Origin of the sequence: Youhaiella tibetensis (assembly GCF_008000755.1) — a bacterium.
Classification (GTDB): domain Bacteria; phylum Pseudomonadota; class Alphaproteobacteria; order Rhizobiales; family Devosiaceae; genus Paradevosia; species Paradevosia tibetensis.
In genome coordinates, this window is the sequence record NZ_CP041690.1 from 3,140,536 (window position 1) to 3,161,053 (window position 20,518).

General features: G+C 65.2%; 13 protein-coding genes. 9 read left to right on the forward strand and 4 right to left on the reverse strand.

The genetic code is table 11. The features are described from left to right. Window positions 1-21: 21 nt before the first annotated feature. Both FNA67_RS15370 and FNA67_RS15375 read right to left on the reverse strand, forming a co-directional pair. Window positions 22-1,224, reverse strand: a complete 1,203-nt coding sequence (locus tag FNA67_RS15370; RefSeq protein WP_371874348.1) for a M20/M25/M40 family metallo-hydrolase — start codon at window positions 1,222-1,224, stop codon at window positions 22-24. 42 nt (window positions 1,225-1,266) lie between these two features. After that, a complete protein-coding gene (locus FNA67_RS15375; protein WP_147656748.1) occupies window positions 1,267-2,817 on the reverse strand; it encodes an AbgT family transporter in 1,551 nt (516 codons plus the stop codon). A 362-nt stretch (window positions 2,818-3,179) separates the two neighbouring features. On the opposite strand from FNA67_RS15375, the gene FNA67_RS15380 reads away from it, so the two are divergent. Next, complete coding sequence (locus tag FNA67_RS15380; protein WP_147656750.1) at window positions 3,180-4,907, forward strand: hypothetical protein; 1,728 nt, start codon at window positions 3,180-3,182, stop codon at window positions 4,905-4,907. Between the two features lie 78 nt (window positions 4,908-4,985). Here the strand turns inward: FNA67_RS15380 and FNA67_RS15385 are convergent, their stop codons facing one another. Then, window positions 4,986-14,999, reverse strand: a complete 10,014-nt coding sequence (locus tag FNA67_RS15385; protein WP_147656752.1) for a T1SS-143 repeat domain-containing protein — start codon at window positions 14,997-14,999, stop codon at window positions 4,986-4,988. A 595-nt stretch (window positions 15,000-15,594) separates the two neighbouring features. Here FNA67_RS15385 and FNA67_RS15390 point away from each other — a divergent pair. The 6 genes from FNA67_RS15390 to FNA67_RS15415 all read left to right on the forward strand — a co-directional run bounded on the left by FNA67_RS15390 (window position 15,595) and on the right by FNA67_RS15415 (window position 17,851). Further along, window positions 15,595-16,032, forward strand: coding sequence for a hypothetical protein (locus FNA67_RS15390; RefSeq protein ID WP_049705993.1), 438 nt, complete (start codon window positions 15,595-15,597; stop codon window positions 16,030-16,032). A gap of 195 nt (window positions 16,033-16,227) precedes the next feature. Further along, window positions 16,228-16,434 carry a cold-shock protein gene (locus FNA67_RS15395; protein WP_049705994.1) on the forward strand — a complete coding sequence of 69 codons (207 nt, stop codon included), beginning with the start codon at window positions 16,228-16,230 and terminating at the stop codon, window positions 16,432-16,434. Window positions 16,435-16,486: 52 nt separating this feature from the next. Further along, window positions 16,487-16,708, forward strand: a complete 222-nt coding sequence (locus FNA67_RS15400; protein ID WP_049705995.1) for a hypothetical protein — start codon at window positions 16,487-16,489, stop codon at window positions 16,706-16,708. Then, window positions 16,695-17,102, forward strand: coding sequence for a hypothetical protein (locus FNA67_RS22040; protein WP_174851682.1), 408 nt, complete (start codon window positions 16,695-16,697; stop codon window positions 17,100-17,102). The genes FNA67_RS15400 and FNA67_RS22040 overlap by 14 nt, the downstream gene beginning before the upstream one ends. Before the next feature lie 135 nt (window positions 17,103-17,237). Beyond that, on the forward strand, window positions 17,238-17,624 hold the full coding sequence (locus FNA67_RS15410) for a VanZ family protein (RefSeq protein ID WP_371874347.1): 387 nt from the start codon (window positions 17,238-17,240) through the stop codon (window positions 17,622-17,624). 35 nt (window positions 17,625-17,659) lie between these two features. Beyond that, window positions 17,660-17,851, forward strand: a complete 192-nt coding sequence (locus FNA67_RS15415; RefSeq protein WP_147656754.1) for a hypothetical protein — start codon at window positions 17,660-17,662, stop codon at window positions 17,849-17,851. 236 nt (window positions 17,852-18,087) lie between these two features. Here FNA67_RS15415 and FNA67_RS15420 read toward each other — a convergent pair whose 3' ends face one another. Continuing rightward, window positions 18,088-19,023, reverse strand: a complete 936-nt coding sequence (locus tag FNA67_RS15420) for a S1C family serine protease (protein WP_147656756.1) — start codon at window positions 19,021-19,023, stop codon at window positions 18,088-18,090. Between the two features lie 124 nt (window positions 19,024-19,147). Here FNA67_RS15420 and FNA67_RS15425 point away from each other — a divergent pair, with 124 nt between their 5' ends. Together FNA67_RS15425 and FNA67_RS15430 are read left to right on the forward strand one after the other, a co-directional pair. Further along, the gene (locus FNA67_RS15425) at window positions 19,148-20,005 is read left to right on the forward strand and encodes a S1C family serine protease (RefSeq protein WP_170267330.1); all 858 of its coding nucleotides are present in this window, start codon (window positions 19,148-19,150) and stop codon (window positions 20,003-20,005) included. Then, complete coding sequence (locus FNA67_RS15430; RefSeq protein ID WP_147656760.1) at window positions 19,959-20,513, forward strand: helix-turn-helix transcriptional regulator; 555 nt, start codon at window positions 19,959-19,961, stop codon at window positions 20,511-20,513. Before FNA67_RS15425 ends, FNA67_RS15430 begins: the two co-directional genes overlap by 47 nt. The last annotated feature ends 5 nt before the right edge of the window (window positions 20,514-20,518 follow it).

Genomic DNA, 20,518 nt, shown 5'->3' on the forward strand with positions numbered 1-20,518 from the left:
AACGTTCTCGGGTGGGCGCGCTCAGTCCTCGAGCGTCGCCATCAGGATGGCCAGCCGGCAGCCCTTTTCGTATTCGTCCAGGTTCACATATTCCTTGATCGTATGGATCTCGGCCTGGCCCGCCCCGATGGTGACCGTCGGGATGCCGTGCTTGTCGAGCCAGTTCGCATCCAGCCCGCCATTGGAGAACTGGTAGTGCGGCGTGATGCCCAGGATCTCGAGCGCCCGCGTGGCGCGCTCCACTACCGGGCTTTCCCGGCTCAGCTCGAACGGCGGATAGGAGGTCACGCGGCTGAAGGCGACCTTGGCCGTTTCCCCCTCGGCATCGGTCACCGCCGCCTGCGCTTTGTCGAAAGCCTGCCGGAAGCCGTCGGCGATGCTTACCGCGAAAGCCGCCTTGGGGCTGCGGGCCTCGCCCTTGAGGAAGGCGTAGTCGGTCACGACATTGGTCGCGTCGCCCGCCGGCTTGCCGTCCCGGCCACCGAAGATGCCGATATTGCTGGTGCCTCGGCCCTCGGGCTTTTCCACCTTGCCGAACCAGCCGGCATTGCGCGCCTCGACCAGGCCCAGCGCGCCGACCATCGTCGCCGATATGCCCTTGTCCGGCGCCACGCCCGCGTGGGACGCCTTGCCGGTGATCTCCACTTCCCAGTTCTCCTGCCCCACCGCGCCCACGATGAGGTCCGAGGCGAGTTGCCCGTCGATATTGACGCACATCGCCGCCCCGCCCAGTTCGGCCGGATCGAGTTCGCGCGCCCCGTGCAAGCCGCTCTCCTCGCGTACCGTGAAGAGCAGCGTGATGGGCGGGTGCGGCAGGTTGTTCTTGATGAGCGTTTCGGCCACCACCACCAGCGCGGCCACGCCCGTGCGGGCATCGCCGCCCAGCGCCGTGGTTCCGTCCGAGACGATCCGCCGGCCTTCGAACCGTGGCTTGGCCCCGGCGCAAAGCGGCACGGTGTCGAGATGGGTGGAGAACAACAGCCGCGGCCCCGGCCGCGTGCCGGGCATCTCGACAATGAGATTGCCCGTCTGGGTCGGCAGCGGAATGCGGCTATTGGCGTCGTCGAACCGTATGGCTGAGGCCGGTATTCCGGCCTTGATCAGCGCCTGGCGCACGGCTTCCGCAATGGCCGCCTCTTCCCCGGTTATCCCCTCCACCGAGAGGAAATCGAAAAGATGCTGTTCGGCAGCCTCCACATCGAGGGGGATTGACGCTTCGCTCATGATAGCCATCCGATCGGTTGAACAAATCCTTGCGCTTGCCGCTTACACGCCCCAGGGCAGCCCCAGCACTTTCCAGATCGAGAACAGCACGGTCCACAAAACGAAGATCCAGACCGTGTAGGGCAGCATCAGCGACACCACCGTGCCCACGCCCGCGTTCTTGTCGTATTTCTGCGCGAACCCGACCACGAGCGCGAAGTAGGCGTTGAGCGGGGTAATGGCGTTCATCGGCGAATCCCCCACGCGATAGCCGGCCAGCACCGCCTCGGGCTCGACGCCCAGCTTCATCAGCAGCGGCACGAAGATCGGCGCGAAGATCGCCCATTTGGCGATGGCGCCGGTCAGCAGCAGGTCGATGATGGCCACCACCACGATGAAGCCCACCAGCAGCGGCAGCGCCCCGATCTGGGCGGTCTGCAGCACGCTCGCCAGGCTCAGCGCCAGCACGGTGCCCATGTTGGTGAAGGTGAAATAGGCCACGAACTGGCTGAGCACGAAGAAGAGGAAGATGGTCGCGCCCAGCCCGGTGACGGCTTTCTCCATGGCCTTGATCACGTCCGAAAGCGTGCGCACCGTGCCCGCCCCGATGCCATAGGCCCAGCCGGTGACCAGGAACAGCAGCACGATGAGGGTGATGAGCCCGTTCATGAAGGGCGAGCTGCCGATGAGCTCTCCCGTCGCCGGATCGCGCAGCGGCGCCCCCGGCGGCAGCGTCAGCAGCGCGAACACCACCAGCAGTCCGATCAGCCCGAAGAGCGCGAAGCGCAGCCCGCGCGATTCCTCTGCGCTCAGCTTGGCCGCGGCCGGTTCCTCGTAGGTTTCCGAGCTCTTGTCCGGCACGTACTTGCCCAGCCGCGGCTCGATCATGCGGTTGTTGATGAAGGCGATCAGCACCGTCAGGAACAGCACCGAGACGATCGAGAACCAGAGGTTCGAGGCCAGCCCGACATTGGCATTGGGGTCGACCAGCCGCGCCGCGTCATTGGTGAATTCCACCAGCACCGCATCGAGCGGCTTGATGAGCATGTTGACCGTGAAGGCGGCTGCCACCGAGGCGAAGCCAAGCGCCAGGCCGGCCAGCGGGTTGCGCCCCACCGTCAGGAACGCCACGCCGGCCAGCGGCAGCAGCACGAGGTAACCGGCATCGGCCGCGATGCTCGCCATGATACCCGCGAACGCCAGGATATAGGCCAGCGCCCAGCCGGGCGCCACGATCACCAGCTTGCGGATCAGCGCCGAAACCAGCCCGGATTCCTCGGCCACGCCCGCGCCGATCATGGCCCCGATCATCAGCCCCACGGCGGTGAAACTCATGAAATTCGGGATCAGCGACACGTAGAGGAAGCGGATGCCGTCTCCGTCCAGAAGGCTGCGGATGGCGACCGTGTTCTGCTCGATCTCGTTGGTTTCGGGATTGATCACTTCCGATGTCACCGAGACCCCGAAAAGGCTCAGGAGCACCGAGAGCACCATCACGATGCCAATCAGGATCAGGAAGATGATGACCGGGTGCGGCACCATGTTCCCCACTCGCTCGACCGCGTCGAGGAACCTCTGCATGACTGTCTTGGGAGCTGTGTTCGACGCCGACATTGACCCACCGCCTCACTGAGTTGGCTTATCTCGACTGCACCTGGAATTCCCAATTACGGCAACGCGTTAATTCAAGTCAAGAACAGCACTGTGACAACAGTTCATTGAGACGCCAGGCAAAATCGGGGGACATTTGCCCATACCCGGCGATCGATCGCGCGCATATTCTCTATCGATCTATAGTAGCGCCGCGCCACTGCACCGGCCAGCGCCTATGATCATACGACGCCATGCGTCGTACACTGATGAATTCTTGCATTTACTGCGCCGTCGTCGCGGTAGTGCGCGATGTTTTCTGTCTTGTGTTTCCCCGGAGTGTCCCCACTGGCTCCCAGGTTTCTCGCTGAGAGGTGCCCGCAGAAATGACCACCGCGGGCGAGTACTGGACGCTTCCCACCGAAAGCGAGCAGCGGCTTGAGGACTTCCTCCCCCTGACCCTGGCGGAGATGCGCGTCGTCGCTGGACTGCGCTCGGGCGATTTCGAGCGTATCGGGGAAGGCCTGCCGTCCGAAGAGCTCGCGCCCGAACGCGAAGTGCGCGCCGATCTCCTGCGCTTCCTCATCCTGGGAGGCGACGAGGGTCACCGCCTGCACGAAAAGGGTTTGCGCCTGAGCGGCGCGCAGGTAACCGGGGTCCTCGATCTGGAAGGCTGCCGGATCCCGCGCGATATCGGCCTCAAGGATTGCCGCTTCGACGCCACGCCGGTCCTGCGATCGGCCATCATCGACAATCTCTTTCTCGATGGTTCGGTCCTGCCGGGCCTGCGCGCCGATGGGCTTGAGGCGCGTGGCGGCCTCACCCTGCGCGGTGCCACCATCGCCGGCGAGGTGCGCCTGATGCGCCTGCGCCTGGGCGGCAATATCGAGGCCGATGGCAGCACCATCACAGTGCGCGACGGCTTGGCCATCGACGCCGATGGCCTGGAAGCGCGCGGCTCCATTCTGCTTCGCGGCGCCAGCGTGCGTGGCGGCATCAACTTCTCCGGCGTTCGCCTGGGCGCCGACGTCAACCTGGCCGGCGCCAGGATCGAGCGGCCCGGAGAGGTTGCGCTCAATTGCGACGGCATCGACGCGCGCGGCGACCTGGTCTTGCGCGCCGCCACGCTCGAGGGCGAGACCACTGTGCTCGGGGCTCATTTCGGCGGCAACATCGATTGCAGCTCGACAAAGCTCATCCGCCCCGATGGCTTTGCGCTGCGCCTCAACCGCACCCGCATCGAGGGGGCCTTTTTCCTGCGTAAGCAGGCCAACGTGGATGGCAATCTCGATCTCACCGCTGCCACCATCGGCGCCATTCACGACGACAAGTCCTCCTGGCCTGCTCCGGGCCGCCTGCTCCTCAACCGCTGCCAGTATGGCGCCTTCATCGGCGGTCCCGTGGACGCCGCCAGCCGGCTCGATTGGCTGGCGCGCCAGGTGCCAACCCTTTGGGAGGAGGATTTCTGGCCCCAGCCCTACGAACAGCTCGCCAGCGTCCTGCTCGACATGGGGCACGATGAAGACGCGCGCGCCGTGCTCATCGCCAAGGAGAAACTCCAGCGTCGCGCCCGCCGCCGCCGTGCCCGCAACTGGCCGCTGCAGGCAGCCCTCCTCCTTAATGACAGCATCCTTGCCGTCACCGTGCGCTATGGGCGCCAGCCGCTCTACGCCTTCCTCTGGCTGTTCCTGTTCTGGATGATCGGCATCGGGGTTTTCGGCCGGGCCGCTGTCGATGGGTCGCTCAAACCCAACAGCCCCGTGGTGCTGCGCTCGCTCGAGTGGACCATGTGCAACCTGGGCCAGGACCAAACCCGCTACATGCCCTCGGTCGGCGAGGTGCTTCCGGGCCGCGCCCTTCCGGGCCAGAACCAGCTCACCTGCTTCCTGTCCCAGCCCGAGGCATCGAGCTATCCCGAGTTCATCCCCTGGATATATTCGCTCGACACCCTGCTGCCGGTGACCGAGCTCGGGCAGAAGGAATACTGGCGGCCCGACCCTTCCCAGCCCAATGGCGCCCTTCCGCTCAACTACTATTTCTTCCAGTCCGTGGCCGGCTGGGCCCTGAGCCTGCTCGCCGTTGCCGGCTTCTCCGGCCTCGTCAAATCCCGCTGAATAAAAAAGCGGGCCACCTTCTGGCGGCCCGCTGAGCATTCAATTGGCTTTCTCGGAGTGGCAAGCCTTTGTTTGCTCTTAGATATTGTGCGTGATCACCGTGCTGTCGAGCAGGATACGGATGATGTCGTCGTGGTTGGTCAGGTTGCTTCCGGTGTCGTGGATCGTCGCGACATCGGTCCAGGTCCCCGAGACATTCACCTGCAGCGTCACATCTCCGTTGACGCCCGGCGCGCTGCCCGAATGGGACAGCAGTTCGGTCGCCCCGTTGGCGTACTCGAAGCGGACCAGGTCGGCCTTGTTGCCGCTGGCGCCCGAGAGCAGTTCGGAAAGGTCGATGATGTCCCCGTTGCTGCCGGTCTGGAAGTCGGAGATGTAGTCCACCGCCCCGCCGGTCAGGTCGCCGGGCTGGAACTTGAACGTATCCACGCCCCATCCGCCCGTCAGGGTGTCAGAGCCGGCCCCGCCGATCAGCAGGTCGTCACCCGATCCGCCGTCGAGCTTGTCGTTGCCGGCGCCGCCCAGCAGAATGTCATTGCCGTCCTCGCCATAGAGGAAGTCGTTGCCATTGCCGCCAAGCAGGATGTCGTGCCCGGTGCCGCCATGGATGGTGTCGTTGCCGTTGCCGCCATCCAGGAAGTCGTTGCCGTCATCGCCGTCGATATAGTCGTTGCCACCCTGGGCGTAGACTGCATCGTGACCAGTTCCACCGCGGATGTCGTCACCGCCGCTCGAGCCGATGACCACGTCATCGCCGTCGCCTGCCTTGACCGTCTTGTTGATATTGTCACCGATGAGGATCAGGTCGCCATCACCATTGTGATCGTTTGCCCAGCCAACCCCATTATCATTACCTTTGCCGTTGTCGGTCAGGTCATAAATCCGACCCGAGTCTTCGATGGCATTGAAGGCGACATAGGTCGACACCTGGTGGCCGGACGCGTCGGTCGCGGTCACCTTGTACATGTACATCCCGTCGTCATCCCAGTAGCTGCTGAGATAGTCCGCCGGGTTGCCGCTGACGGTGTCGCCGTTGCGATTCAACCAATCGTCGTAGTTGCTGGTGTAGACCTTCTCGAGCGTGTAGGTCAGCGCGCCCGCGCCGCCGCCGAAGAGGCTGGCGAGGTCGAAGTTGATCGCGTTGGGCGACATGTAGTCCTTGACGAAAGCATACCGTCCCGCCGCGCTGGTCGTGTCGTCAACTGTCGGCGGATTGGTCACTACCACCTCGTTGGCACCCACGATGTTCACGGTCAGCGAGTTGCTTGTCTGCGCCTGGCCGTCCGAGACCTTATAGGTGAGCGTCAGCTCGTCACTCTCGCCGTCATTGAGCGCATTGAACTTGGCAAAGCCCGCTGCCGTCAGCGCGAAGACGCCGTTGGTGACCGTGTAGTCCGTGCCGAGCAACAAGGTACGCAAACCCGAAGTCGTGACCGAAGTCGCGACATCCTGGACTGAAAGCGCATCGCCATCCGGATCGCTCGCGCTGGCGAGCAGGTCCTGCGAATAGGACGGACCGTCCTCACCCACCGAGCCGGTAAGGGCCGTGGCCTCCGGAGCGTCGTTGACCGGATCGACCGAGAACGTGAACTCACCCTGCACTGCCGGGCTGCCGTCCTCGTTGCCGTCCTCGACCGTCACGGTGAAGCCGGCCGAGTTGCCTTCCGAACCGTCATGCTCGAAGGTCACGCGGCCGTCGATGACCGCCTGTGCCGTAAAGCTCTCCGAGAGAATGCCGTCCAGCAGCACGCGGCCATGCGTGGCGCTCACGATCTTGAAGGCGACGCCACCGGCGTTGTCGTCAGGATCGCTGAAGCCGAGTTCGGCCAGGGTCAGCGTATGGGTGCCGCCCTCGGCGACTTCGGCGTGCATGGTGCCCGCGAAGACCGGCTTGTCGTTGAGCGGAATGACATTGACCGTCGTGGTGTGGGCCACGCTGTCGTCCATGCCGTCGTTGACGACCACGGTCAGCTCGCGCCCGCCCGAAGTCGGGTTGTCGCTGCCGTTGTTGTAGATGATCCCGTTGAGGACCGTCTGGTAGGTCGCCACCGACGCGTCACCCGAGATCACGAACCCGCCATCGGCGGTCGCGGTAACGATGAGGCCCGCTGCGGCAAGCGCAGTGCTTGCCGCCGTGTTGAACGAGAGGACCTCGGCCGAGCCATCCGGACGCGTGGCGAACGCCACCGTCATGGAGTGCAGGTTGCCGGTGTCGGCATCGCTGATCTTGGCGCCCGAGAAGATCCACTGGTCGAGCTGCTCGACGGCGGTCACCGTGGCATCCTGGCCCGCGGCGTCCCCGTTGAGGTCCACGACCGGCAGATCGTTGGTGCCGTGCAGCTTGATCTGGACGACATGGGTGTCCGTCCCGCCATGCCCGTCATCGACCTGGATGGTGTAGCTCAGCACCGATTCCCAGCCCTTGGGCAGGAAGTTGAAGGCTTCCCCGTTGGAGTCGAACGTCCAGCTGATGTCGCCGGCCGTATGCGTGCCGTCGATCACCGGGTTGGTGCCGACCTTGAAGAACTCGAGGAGCTGCGCTTCCGTGAACAGGTTCTCGATGCCCGAGCCAGAGGCGGTGACGCCCAGGACCGTCGCGGTAACGGCGTCCTTGACGTCCGCGTCGGCGACGCTGAGCGTGCCGTTGGCTTGCTGGCCCGCGTCGGTTTCGGTGAGGAACACGTAGTCGGAGTTCCCCTGCTCCACCGAGATCACCGGCGTGTCGTTGGTGCCGACAAGCGTGATGGTGATGTCGCGGGTGGTCTGCGAGCCGTGGCCGTCATCGACCGTGACCTGGAAGACTTCGGTGCGGGTCTCTCCGGCCTGGAGCGGATTAAGGTCCGCGTCCGAGATGTGGTAGTGCCAGGTAACCAGCCCCACCCCGTCATTGACCGTTTCTTCGCTCACCGAGGCGGTCAGGTAGCCGAGCGCGCCCGACGGGCTCGTGATGCTCAGCGTGTGGCTGTCGCCCTGGTCGTCATAGATGTAGAACGCACCGCCATTGTAGCCGGCATGGCCCGGCTCGGCGTCGAACACAGTCCGGTCGTCGGTCGAGTTCGCGGCCGGGTTGGTCTCGTCGTACTCGGTGATCGTGCCGCCGTCGGGGAAGGCCTCCGAGGTGGTGACCGCATCGTTCTTGCCCACGACGGTGAGCTGGTAGATGCCCGTGGTCGTGTCCCCGTCGCCATCCGTCACGGTGAACGGAATGCTCAGCGTGGCGATCTCGCCTTCGCTCAGGCCGTTGAAGCCCCAGCCCGGAGCCACCGTCAGCGTGCCCGTGGCCGCGTCATAGATGAGATCGGGAACCGCAAGCGTGGTGCCGGTAGGCGTGGTGATCACGGTCGCGTCCTTGTCGAACGCCACCGAGCCGGCGCCGTCTGCGCCGAACGAGTAGCTGCTGCCTTCGGTGAGGACCACCGTGGCATTGCCCTCGTCTTCACCGATCGTGCCGTAGATGACCGGAGCCGAAACCATGTCGGACGGAGCCAGGCCGACATTGGCGAGGTAGGTGCCCGTATTGTCCGGAGTACCCACTTCCTTGAACGAGATGACGCCATGGCCCTGCGCGTCCGGCAGCAGGTCCGCGATGGTCATGGTGGTCATGGTGCCGGTCGGCACGAAAGTGCCCACGAGATGACCGTTCCAGTAGACTTCCAGCTTGGACGAGGCCGTGTCGGGCGAACCGATTTCGAAGGTCAGCGTATAGGGCTTGTCCGTCGCCAGGCCCGCGATCGACTGCGAGATGGTGATGTTGCCTGCGGTCGAGCCGAGGTCGACCATCTGGCCATGGGTGGACGAGCTCATGCCGAGATAGTTGTCCTCGACGCGTTCGAGCTGGACGGTACCGGTGCCGGTGATCTTCCAGCCGGTGGCCTCGGTCGCCCAGTCGCCCCAGCTTTCGGCATGCGGCCAGGAGCCGTTCGAGAAGTCGCCGTTGGTCAGCAGGTTGACCGCCGCGCTCGCCTCGTGGATCACCGGCGCGTCGTCATCCACCGTCACGGTGAACGAGCCACGGCCCGTCTTGTCTCCGTCCGAATCCCCGGCGCGGAAGCTGAACGTCAGCTGCAGGTCGTCTTCCTGGTTGGCCACCGGATGGTCGAGGCTGCCCAGCAGGTCGAACGTGTAGCTGCCATTGGTCGCGGTCGGATCGAGCGTGAGCTTGAAGACCTGGTTGGCCTCCACGCTGGCGTCGGTGCCGTCCTTGTAGGCGGTCAGCACATAGCCGCCGTTCCAGTGACCCTGGCTGTCGAGCATGTAGTCGATGCGATAGTCGAGGCCCACGCCGTCCGACTTGAGGTCGGCAAAGCCCGCGCCGAGCTGGGCGGCATTGACCACGCCGACGCCGAGCGTCTGCGCCGAGCCGCTGGCCCGCACGAACTCGACCGTGCGGCCGATCGGATCGTCAACCGTGCCGATATTACCGCCCGGGGTCAGCGCCTCGGACTTGAGATCGGCATCGGCGCCCCAGTTGATGCCCAGCGACACCGCGCCGGTATTGGTGGCTTCCCCGGCAAGGTCGGAGCCGGCATAGGGAGCAGGCGCACCCGGGTTGCCGTTGAGCCCGTCCTCGTCGACGCTGGCATTGGTGGCGCCGCCAAGCGAGGGGCTGTCGTCGAGGACAACCACGACGAAGCTGCTGTTGACGCCGTCACCGTCGCCATCGATCGCCGTGAAGTTGAAGCCCAGGCTATCGGACGCGCCGTGGCTGTCGATATTGTCGAGCAGGGTGAAGGTGTACGAGCCGCTGCCGGTGTCCGACAGGGTCACCGTGAACACACGGGCCGCGTCGGCCGGGCTGGTCCCCAGGTCTTCCCCGTTCGGGCCGACATAATGGCCGTTCTCGAAGCGGTAGGCGGTCAGCAGCGTGCCGTTCTCGCCCACTTCATAGCGCACATGCGCGCCATTGGAGGTGAGCCACGACGGCGCATTGTTCTGGCCGAACACCACCGCGCGATCGCCGTCGAGTCCGGTATTGCCGCCATCGACCACCGAATTGCCGAGGTCCGAACCCCAGAAGATCCCGAGGGCGCCGGTCTGGGCGGCATCGGCCGAACCGATATCGCCTTCGTCGACCGCCACGGGCTGGTTGATCAGGACCACCGGCGTGTCGTCATCGATCGAAACGTTGAACGAGGACGAGACTGCGTCGCCATCGGCATCGGTCGCGGTGAAGCCGAAGTTGAGAACGGTGTTGTTCTCTTCGCCGCCGCGAGCCTGGTCGATGTTGTCGAGCAGGGTGAAGGTGTACGAGCCGCTGCCCGATTCCGAGAGACCGACCGTGAACACGGCGGCCCCGGCCTTGCCGGCTGCGGTGAGCACTTCGCCATCGGCGCCGATATAGTTGGTGCCGTCGAACCGGTAAGCGGTCAGCATCGTGTTGCCGGCGCTGTACTCGTAGACCACGGCGATGCCGTTCGAGGTCAGGTCGGCCGGAGCCGAAATCGCGGCGGTGTTGAACGTCACCGAGCGGTTGGAGCCGTCATCGGCGCCCCAGGAGATCGCCAGGCTGTGGCTGTCGATGGTACCGGCCAGGAACTCGTCCCCGCCCCCGAAGATCGGGCCGGGATTGCCGGCGCCCGATTCCAGCTGCGGGAAGCCGTCTTCGTCCACCACGCCCGTGTGCTGGCTGCCGATCACCGGCTTGTCGTCGGCAATGGTCACCATGAAGGAGCTCTTGCCGGTGCTGTCGCCGTCGGCATCCGCGCCGCGGAACCCGAAGGTGAGCGTGGCCGAGTCCGAATTGGCCGCGTGGTCGAGCTCGCCCACCAGGTCGAACTTGTAGCTGCCGCTCGTCGAGGTCGGGTCCAGGGTGACCTTGAAGATCACGTCGCCGCCGACTTCACCCTTGTAGGCCGTCAGGATCTGCCCGCCATTGGCGGTGTTGACCACCTGGTAGACCAGCGCCACGCCATTGGAGGTCAGCGTGCCGCCCGAGACCGAAAGGCCGACCAGCGCCGCATCGGTGAAGGTCTGCGCCGAAACCACGCCCGCATTGGTGGAGAAGCCCACGCTGCGCCCGAAGGTGTCGCCCGCCCCGGTCCGGATATCGTCGTCCGCACCCCAGGAAATATTGAGCGCCTGCGTGGTCGACTTGCCGGCATCGCTGAACGGCGTACCGTCCGTCTGCGGCCAGCTCGAGATATCATCCTCGTTCACCGACCCGGTCGTGGCTTCGCCCGCGACCGGCTTGTCGTCATTGACGGTCACCTTGAACGACCCTGCCGGGGCATTGTCGCCATCGGCGTCGGTGCCGCGGAAGTTGAAGTCGAGGTCGAGCTTGTTCGAGTTGGCAGCGTGGTCGAGCTCACCCTTGAGCTCGAACGTATAGCTGCCGTTGGTCGCGGTCGGATCGAGCTCGATGGTGAAGATCACCTCGCCGCCCGCACCCTTGGTGGCGGTGATGGTCTGGCCGCCATCGTCATTATCGGTGACCACGTAGACCAGCTTGACGCCGCCCGAATAGAGGTCGCTTCCCAGGCCCACGTCGCTGGCGCTGGCATAGGTCGCCGCGGCCACGTTGACCCCGTTGGCCACGAAATGCACGCTGCGTCCGAACGTGTCGCCCGCCCCAGTGCGGATATCGTCGTCGGCGCCCCAGGCGATCCCGAGCGACTTGGTGACGATCGGGCTGGCATTGCTGGTGTCGGTGGCCGGATAGGCCGATACGTCGTCTTCGCTGACAGTCGCGTTCTGGGCCGCCCCCTGGAGCGGCGTATCATCGAGCACGCGCACCGAGAACTGGCCGTTGACGGAGTCTCCGTCGGCGTCGGTCGCCGTGAAACCGAAATCCAGGATGGCGGCGTCTTCCCCCGCGCCGTTGTGATCGATCGTATCGACCAGCGTGAAGGTATAGCTGCCGTTCAGCGCGTCCGAGAGCGTGATGTTGAAGACCTCATGGCCATCCGAACCACGCGCCACCAGCTTGGTGCCATTGTCTTCGAGCGAATAGGTAACGACCTGTCCGTTGGAGGTGAACTCGCTGACTGCTCCATCCAGGCTCGCAAGGAACCCAACCGAACGGTTGGCGACGCTGCCCGAATTGTTGTCGTCGGCACCCCAGTCGATATCGAGCGAACGGGTGGTCTTTTCCGTGGTCAGGTTGATCGGGAAGCCGAGGAAGCTGGTGTCATCGTCGCCCACGCCACCGCGATCTTCGTTGCCGTTTCCGGCGACGGCGGACTCTTCTTCTTCCACAGTCCCCATGCCGGGCGTGCCGATGACCGGTGCGTCGTCGTCCACGATCACGCCGAACGTGGTCTGGGCGGTGTCGCCATCATAGTCGCGGGCCACGATGTCGAACTTGAGTTCGATATCGTCTTCAGAATTGGCGACCGGGTGATCCAGCTCGTCGGTCAGCGTGAAATTGTAGCCGCCCTGGCCATCGTCGGAGAGAACCACGGTGAACACCACGCGCAGCCCCACATGGGCGATGAGACGCGTGCCGCTTTCCACCAGGTCATAAGTGACGGTCTCGCCGCGCGAAGTGAGGTTCATCGCCTCGAGCGTGCCGATGGCGGTGTCGGCGAAATAGACCGCACGCCCCATGCCGGCATTGGGAGAGGAGTCGAACAGGTTGACCCCGTCCTGGCGATGAACGCCCAGGATGGTGCTGTCGTTCTGGTCGGTGTCGTCCGAACCCCAGTCAATGCCGAGCGACACCCAGCCAGTCTGGATGTTGGAGCCCGGCGCGTCCGAGCCGGCATAACCGCTCCCAGCAGGCCACTGCCCCGAGGGCGGCAGGCCGTGGTTGCCCAGCACAAGACCATCCTCGTCCACCGTCGGCGTTGCGATAGGGCCCGTGAAGACCGGCTTGTCGTCCGCGACATTGACCGTGAAGTCCTGGGTGACGGTGTCGCCGTCGCCATCGGTCGCCACGATGCCGAAGTTGAGTTCGAGCGTATCCGAGCCCGCCGGGTGGTCGAGGTTCTGGAAGAGGGTGAAGGTGTAGGTCGGGTTGCCTTCGGTGAAGGCGACCATGAACACCGGATTGTCCGGGCTGCCACCTTCCTTGTAAGCGACCAGCACGTCATTGCCCGCGGCGTCCTGCTGGACCTGGTAGACGATGTCCACGCCATCGGACTTGAGGCCCTGCGGCAGGCCCTCGGCTGCAAAGTTGATGTGCTTGGCGGCGCCGTCGTCGGCGTTCCAGTCGATATTGAGCGCGCCCGACTGGCCGTCGGTCAGCTGCGCTTCGCTCACGGTGACGATCTGGGCTTCCCCGACGACTTCGGGAACCGTGTCCTCGATGCCGATCTGGAACTGGCCGCCAGCGGAATCGCCATCGGCGTCCTTGGCCACGAAGTTGAAGTCCAGCGACACCGAACCATTGCCTTCCGGATGGTCGAGGTTGTCGTAGAGGGTGAAGGTATAGGTGCCGTTGCCGGTATCGGAGAGCTGCACGCTGAACACGCGCGCGCTGTTGCTCGGGTTCGGGCCCAGGTCGCCACCGCCGGTCGAGACGAAATGCTGTTCCGGCTCGTGCGTCAGGGGATTCTCGCCCATCGTGACGCGGTAGGCGGTGATCGTGGTGCCGTCTTCGGAGACCACGTAAATCACCTGGAAGCCGTTCGAGGTCAGGCCTTCGGGCGCGGTGGCGGTGGCAAAGGTCACCGCGCGGTCATAGGAACCGCCGGCATTGGCACTGTCGGCACCCCAGTGGATGTTGAGCGACTGGTCGGCCAGCGTCTGCGTCACGAAGGCGTTCGAGAAGCCCGAATTGGTGGTTTCGCTCAGCTGCCCGTTGGTCGATTCCCCGGCAAACGGCACGTCATCATTGACCGTGACCGCGAAATTGGAGGTGGCGCTGTCCCCATCGAAATCGGTCGCGGTGACCGAGATGCCGATGTTGATGGCTTCCCCGTTGCCTTCGCCGCTGTGGTCGAGCGGCTTGAGCAGGGTGAACGTATAGGTGCCGTCGGCATGGACCTCGAGCGTCCAGGCGTCGTCCGCGCCCGTCAGGATACCGGTGGTGCTGGTGGTCTGCTGCCAGGTGGCGCCATCGGCGGCCAGGACCACGGCGGCGTTGGCGGCCGGGCCGTCGGCGCCGAATGCCAGGTGGAGGTCGCCGTTCAGCACATTGCTGTGCGCGCCTTCCTCACCCTCGTAGCCGCCCGGAACCAGGCCCGCCTCTTCGACCGTGCCGGCCGTGGGTTCGGTCGAGATCGGCATGTCGTCGCCGATGGTGAGGGTGAGCGTCGTCTCGGAGGTATTGAACCCGTCCGAAACCACGATGCCCAGGTTCATCGCGACATTGTTCTCGCCGGCGCCGGCCGGGTGGTCGATCGGGCCCGAAAGCGTGATCGTGTAGGCGCCGTTATTGTCCGCCGTGCGCTCGATATGGGCGCGGATGATGAGGGTATCGCCGGCCATGCCGACGAGATCGCCCGTGCCGGGCTCGATCGACCAGACGATCGCCACCCCGTGGGAGGTGAATTCGCCGGCCGGGGCGGTGAAGCCATAGGTGAGCTGATCGACGTCCGAAGCGGCCACGACGCCGGTGATGACGCGCACTTCGCCACCCTCGGGGTTGCCGTTCAGCAGCGCATCTTCGGCGAGCGAGGCGCTATAGGTCGCCCCGAACAGGTTCGGCGGCAGGTTGCCCTGCTCGCTCTGGGTGTCACCGGTGCCGAAGTTGAGGTCGGTATTGCCCAGGAGCGACGAGAAACCGATGCCGTCACCGATCCCCTGCCCGCCGACATTGTCCTGGAAATTGCCGTGCGAACCCTGCGCCGGGCCGGCGTCGGGGCCGGCTGCGGCTTCGATGCCGTTGGTGGTGAAGAGCTGCGCCACGGCCTGCGGCGGAATCTCGACCGCGCCGATGAAGAGGGTCAGCCCCTGCACCGCCCCGTTCGGGATGACGATCACGGTGCCGTCGGGCTGGACGAATTCGAGGTCGGCGCCGTTCTGGCGCGGCTCGGAAATGTCGGCGCCTTCCGGCAGGCGCGCGATATTGCCTTCGGCCAGTTCGACCACCACCGTCTGCGGCTGCGCCGGGGTGCCGGCCTGGGCCACCTGAACGGCTTCCGGCCGGGCGGGAATGGCATTTGCGGGCAGATCGAGATTGTCAGGAACTGCAGCGATTTCTAAAGTCAAACGATCGGCAAAAGCGTCATTAACGGACTGGCGGTCGAATTCATTATTGGTAGCCACAACATCCCCCGGCGGGTTCAAAACTGATTAACTCACTATTAGTCATGAGCTTTCAGCATCGACCGACCGGCAGGGAAAGGCTGAGTATTCCGCACATATATAGCGGGCTATACTTCTGCCGTAGAAACTACGTTAACCTTACCTGTCTCGCATAACGCATTATATATTTGCGGCACTCGGGCGTGCCCGGGCGGCTGTCCGGTCGGCGCATCCGGCCCCTGTCGGAGAATCACCGCTCCGCTGCCCCTCATCACCTCGAACGGGGTCGGCTCGATCTCGCCGAAGTGAGAGCCTTTCCGGGGCTGCCGCCGTCGATCTTTCTCGCTTTCCGGTGGCGGAAAGCCGTAGACTGTCGTGTGCGGCCTTTCGGGGGCATGTTGCCCTCTATGCCGCCCTGCACCGCGCCCCGATTGGGCGGCGGTCCCGCGCCGTGCAACTTTCACGACCAATCGCAGATCGCTGCGGCCAGGCTCCGTGCCTGCCACACGTCTTTCCCGCCCCGACGGAGCATCCCCCTGCTCCAGAACAGGATGGCAGCATGAATGCCGAACAACTCAGGGAATACCTGGTCATCATCCGGTGGTCTCCGCTCGACCTGGCTCAGGTGCTCGGTTGCGAAGAGGGTCTGGTCAACGCCTGGGTCCTGGGCACCGAGGACACTCCCGATGACGTGGGCGGCTGGCTCGATACCATCGCCCATTTCCACAAGGCCGCTGAATCCCAGAGGCCCCGCCGCTTTCAGGGGTACAACCGCCCGAAGGCTTCGGAACGGGCGCTCGAACACGTCCCGGTCGATGCCTATTATCTGCTTCGCCGGCTGGGCCAGGGTCCCGTTCCGCTGACCGACCTCTATGGAATACGCGACGAGGGTCTCGTGGACTTCCTCATCACGCGCGGTCTTGCGGTCCGTGACTCGGATGAATTGCTCATTACCGAGGCCGGACGCGGCATGGGTGAAATCGAAGAGGAAGACTAATTCCGAAACCGCCTTGTTATTTACGCATTTGCCAGCGACTATACTGGCTACGTTTTCACCCTCACCGCTTTCTGTAGGGCTTTTGGCCTCTCGGCGATCCTTGATCTTGCGAACGGAAAAGATCTCGATGGCATTTCGCCGCCGGGAATTCGCTTTTCTCGCCATGCGAGCCAAGCTTTTACAGAGAAAATCACCATGAAAAACGGCACAGTAAAGTTCTTCAATTCAAATCGTGGCTTCGGTTTCATTGCTCCCGATGACGGCAGCAAGGATACGTTCGTCCATATCAGCGCCGTCGAGCACGCCGGTCTTACCGACCTCGCCGAAGGCCAGAAGCTCTCCTACGAGCTCGAAAACGGCCGCGACGGCAAGATTTCGGCCACCAACCTGCAACTGCGCTGAGCCTGAACGGGATCGTCATCCGGCGGTCCCGCCTCCCATCGGAGTCCAAGGCATGTCCAGCCTCTCGCGGCAACGCGCCGAGCGCGAGTTCGCGCTCATCCAGAAGAAAGACCGCTCGGCCCCGGGCCCGGCGGCACCCCGTCCAGACGTCGACACCCGGCTCCAATGGCTCGAGAAGCGTTCCGAGGAGCGGACCCAGCTCACCGCCAGGTCAGCGGCGGTCATCCGGCGAACCCACAAAGTGGTAAAGGCCGGCAAACATGACGGATTTTGATTTCGAAGCCCTTGCAGAGCTCTATCCCGGCCGCGGCGGCCGACGCGACTTCATCGGCTATCGCCGCTTTCCGTCCGCCGCGCTGGCCCTCAGATACGCCATCGAGGACATGCCGCGCGTCCGTCTCGACGGCGCCATGCTCGAGGTCAACGAGGACCGGTACGACAAGGACCAGATGCTCGAGCTCTACCTCAGCGCCGGTTACCCGCTGCCGCGCAATGCCGGTGGGGCCTATTCGGTGACCATCAGCTCGGTCGACGGACGCTTCTACGTCAATGTGGTGGTGGCGGGTCAGTTGAGCGCGCCCATCGGCCCATTCGGCTCGCGCTCCGCCGCCCAGATCATGGCAAAGGCCGAAGACCTGCGGCTTGGCGGCAATCTGCGCGCGCCATAGGCGGAGGGACCCGTCGAGGGCCATGGACATGCCGCCCATTTCCACTAGGCTGGCGTTCTTGGCACCCCGCTCACAGAGGCATCCCATGCCGACCAGCCCCATGCGCGCCGCCCCGGCGCCCGACCGGACCGCAGCATGATCCGCGCGCTGGCCCGCCCTCTTGCCTGGCTCCTGTTGCTGGCGCTTCTCTATGTGACCGTCTCGCCCATTGAATGGCGCCCGATGACGGGCGAGCCGGCCAATATCGAGCGCTTCGCCGCTTTCGCCCTTGTGGGCTTTGTCTTCGTGCTCGGCTACCCCCGCCATTGGTGGCTGGTTCTGGCCATCATGGTCGGCTCGGCCTTCCTGTTCGAATTGGCCCAGCTCATCGCGCCCGGCCGCCACGCTCATCTCAAGGATGCGCTCATCAAGGCCGGTGGCGGCAGCGTCGGCATCGCGGCGGGGGTGGTGGCCAACTTTATCGTCGGGCGCTTCGCCGCCTATATCCTTTGGACGAGGCGGAACCGGCGCACATTGAGTTAGTTTCACTAGGCACGTTTTCTCTGGGAGGAGATCTCATGCTGTCGCGCGATGCTGTGCTCGAGGGCCCGCTGCCTGCCGAAATCCAGGCGCTTTTCCGAATTTGCAACGAACCTGGCTATCGTCCGCTGCCCGATATGCTGCGGCGACTGGAGGCCAAGGGATGGATAGATACCGCCGGGGAAACCCATCTGGTGACCCTGACCGGACGCACCGTCATCGAGCGCTAGGATTTCCACATAGCCCACCCTGTCTACTGTTTCGGCCTCCCCACTTCTCCTATCTTCACGGATGGATGGGGTCGTAGGGGGGCGGCGGCGACTTTCCATGGGAGTCGCCGTATGACCCGAGTTATACTCGGATACCCTTTGGCGCTGTCCCGTGCATGGGACACCAGCACCGTGCGCGAGACCGTCAGCGGCGCCGAACCCCAAGTGAAGATGCCGCTGGCGGTCTGCGCAGCGGTCTAGCTTGCCCGTTGCGTCAGCGTCACCTTGACCTCGATCAGCCGACCCTGCCGCAGCACGCGCAGCACCGCCTCATGCCCGATCGCTTCGGCCGTCATCATGCGCAGCAGCACGCCCGGCCCCGTCACGGGCCGGCCATCGAGCGCAATCAGCACGTCGCCCTGTACCAGCCCCGCCTTGTCGGCCGGGCCGCCCGGCACGATCGAGTGCAGCACCACCGCGCTCGCAGCGCCTGTGCCGGCCGCTTCGGCCACCCGGCGCGGCAGCGATACCGTATCGGCGGCCAGTCCCAGATAGGCGCGGCGCACCCCGCCATGCTGCAGGATTTCGCTGAGCACGTGCAGCACCGTATTGCTCGCCACCGCAAAGCAGATGCCCTGCGCCCCCGCGATGATGGCGGTATTGATCCCCACCACGCTGCCGCCGCTTTCCACCAGCGCCCCGCCCGAATTGCCCGGGTTGAGCGCCGCGTCGGTCTGGATCACGTCCTCGATGGGCCGCCCGCTCGGCGAGCGCAGGCTGCGCCCCAGCGCCGAGATCACCCCCGCCGTCACCGTGGATTCGAACCCCAGCGGGTTGCCGATCGCCACCGCGATCTGCCCGCGCCGCAACGCGCCGCTGTCGCCCAGCCGCGCCACCGCCAGCCCGCTACCATCAGCGCGGATCACCGCGATATCGGTATCGGGGTCGGAGCCCAACACCGGGCCGGTCAGCTTGCTTCCGTCCGATAGCGCGATCTGGGCCGATTTCGCTTCGCCCACCACATGGGCATTGGTCACCACCAGGCCGTCGGGCGAAACCACCACGCCCGAGCCGTGTCCGCGGTTTCCCACGCTGACCATCGCCACGGCAGGGCCGACCGTTTCGGCCACTCCCGCTACGCGGTCCGAATATTCATCGAGCAGTCTTTGGTCCGGGCTGATCATATCGAGCATCTGGCAGTCCATCCTTCCGCTCCCCGATATGGGTGCCTCCTGCCGCGACCACACCTGCCTGGATGGGCAGCTTTCGCTCGGCGCTGGGCGGGGCCACTTTCGAGCCGTCTCGAAAGGAATTGCCATGTCCGCCCTCATCGATCTTTCCAGCCAGTCCGCCGATCTGGTCGCCGCCACCGCCACGCGCGTCCTCGCGCTGCGCGGCCCGGCCAGCCGGCCGCAGAGCGCCATCCTCTGGAGCCCCGGCCTCATCGTCACCGCCCAGGACACTCTCGAGGATCGCACCGATTTCGAAGCCCTCCTGCCCGATGGCAAGCTGGTATCCGCCACCCTTGTCGGGCGCGACGCCACCACCGACATCGCCCTTCTCAAGGCCGAAACCGGCGAGGGCGAGGCCTGGCGCAGTGCCGAAACGCCCCGCCCCGGAGCCCTCGCCTTCCTCGTCGGGCGCGGCGATCATTCGCCCCTCCCCGCCATGGCGCTCGTTTCCGAAGTGGGGCCCGCCTGGCGCAGCATGCGCGGCGGCGACATCGATGCGCGCGTCGCGCTGGCCCTGCGCCATTCCCGGCGCCTTGAAGGCGGAGCGGCCGTCGCCGCCGACGGCGGGTTGATCGGCATGGCCGTCACCGGCCCGCGCGGGCGTACCCTCGTCATTCCTGCCGCCACCATTGCCCGGGTCGTCGCCGTTCTTTCCGACAAGGGCTACATCCCCCACGGCTACCTGGGCGTGAGCCTGCACCCCACTGGCCAGGGTGATGGCGCGGTCATCGTGGGGGTCGAGCCCGAAGGGCCTGCGGAAGCCGCGGGCTTCCTCATCGGGGACATCGTCACCACATGGAATGGCGAGCCCATCGCCTCGGTGCGCGACGTCTCCACGCGCCTGGCGCAGACGGCCATCGGCTCCACTGCGAAGATCGGCATCCAGAGAGGTGGCAATGCACTCGATATCGACGCTCGCATCGGCGAACGCCCGCGCCGCTGACGAGCCCGTGCACGAACGAACGGTCGGCCTTCTGCTCGAAGATGCCGACCTGGCCGCCCGTCTGCGCGAGCGCCTCGAAACCGGCGAAGCCCTCCTCGAGGTCGTCCCCGAGGAGGCAGCCGTCATCGTCACTGACCTGGCCGAAACCACCGCGCCCGGCGCCGCGATCCTACGCGTGGGCGCGGGGGCCGAGGGCCGCGACGCCGTGGCGGGCGCCGATCCCGATCTCATCATCGCTGCCGTGATGCTGCTTGCCGCCGGCTATCACCTTGAGCCGCACAGCGTGCAGCCGCGCCGCCAGGGCGAGCCCCCGCACCTGAGCCCGCGCGAACGCCAGGTCGCCACCCTTCTCGTCGATGGCGCGTCCAACAAGGTCATCGCCCGCACGCTTGTCATATCGGTGCACACGGCCAAGTTCCACGTCACCGCCATTCTCGAAAAGCTCGGCGCCGACAACCGCGCCGACGCGGTCGCCATGCTCCTGCGCGAGGGGCTGGTCGCGATCTGACCCGC

Coding starts and splice junctions, on each gene's coding strand:
- FNA67_RS15370 (WP_371874348.1), bottom strand. CDS start 1,224: ATGAGCGAAGCGTCAATCCCCCTCGATGTGGAGGCTGCCGAACAGCAT.
- FNA67_RS15375 (WP_147656748.1), bottom strand. CDS start 2,817: ATGTCGGCGTCGAACACAGCTCCCAAGACAGTCATGCAGAGGTTCCTC.
- FNA67_RS15380 (WP_147656750.1), top strand. CDS start 3,180: ATGACCACCGCGGGCGAGTACTGGACGCTTCCCACCGAAAGCGAGCAG.
- FNA67_RS15390 (WP_049705993.1), top strand. CDS start 15,595: ATGAATGCCGAACAACTCAGGGAATACCTGGTCATCATCCGGTGGTCT.
- FNA67_RS15395 (WP_049705994.1), top strand. CDS start 16,228: ATGAAAAACGGCACAGTAAAGTTCTTCAATTCAAATCGTGGCTTCGGT.
- FNA67_RS15400 (WP_049705995.1), top strand. CDS start 16,487: ATGTCCAGCCTCTCGCGGCAACGCGCCGAGCGCGAGTTCGCGCTCATC.
- FNA67_RS22040 (WP_174851682.1), top strand. CDS start 16,695: ATGACGGATTTTGATTTCGAAGCCCTTGCAGAGCTCTATCCCGGCCGC.
- FNA67_RS15410 (WP_371874347.1), top strand. CDS start 17,238: ATGATCCGCGCGCTGGCCCGCCCTCTTGCCTGGCTCCTGTTGCTGGCG.
- FNA67_RS15415 (WP_147656754.1), top strand. CDS start 17,660: ATGCTGTCGCGCGATGCTGTGCTCGAGGGCCCGCTGCCTGCCGAAATC.
- FNA67_RS15420 (WP_147656756.1), bottom strand. CDS start 19,023: ATGCTCGATATGATCAGCCCGGACCAAAGACTGCTCGATGAATATTCG.
- FNA67_RS15425 (WP_170267330.1), top strand. CDS start 19,148: ATGTCCGCCCTCATCGATCTTTCCAGCCAGTCCGCCGATCTGGTCGCC.
- FNA67_RS15430 (WP_147656760.1), top strand. CDS start 19,959: ATGCACTCGATATCGACGCTCGCATCGGCGAACGCCCGCGCCGCTGAC.